Below are 249 nucleotides of genomic sequence, written 5' to 3'. Positions count from 1 at the left end.
CCGTGCAACAGCGCGTGTGCTTGCGAAACATCCGACACGTTGGCGGACGTGCCGACCACGCTGTGAACCAGCCCCGAATCGGCATCGACGCCGATGTGCGCCTTCATGCCGAAGTGCCACTCGTTTGTCCGCGCCGACGGAATTTTGAGCCACCGGGCCGATTGGATTTTGAGCCGGGGTGGAGACCGGTCTATAGCAGGACCGGTTGTGGATAAGTGTATGGGTTTCCGGGGTCGTTGTCCTCCTGCG

The 249-nt window shown here is 61.4% G+C and carries 1 protein-coding gene; it reads right to left on the bottom strand.

Annotated features, from left to right (window positions below; genetic code table 11):
- The coding region (locus tag HWX25_RS33220; protein ID WP_279610163.1) for a transposase at positions 1 to 167 on the bottom strand (167 nt) is incomplete at its 3' end.
- Positions 168 to 249 lie beyond the last annotated feature (82 nt).

The organism is Burkholderia sp. BCC1640, from assembly GCF_902833125.1.
Classification (GTDB): domain Bacteria; phylum Pseudomonadota; class Gammaproteobacteria; order Burkholderiales; family Burkholderiaceae; genus Burkholderia; species Burkholderia diffusa.
This window is presented reverse-complemented; position numbering and strand designations above follow the sequence as displayed.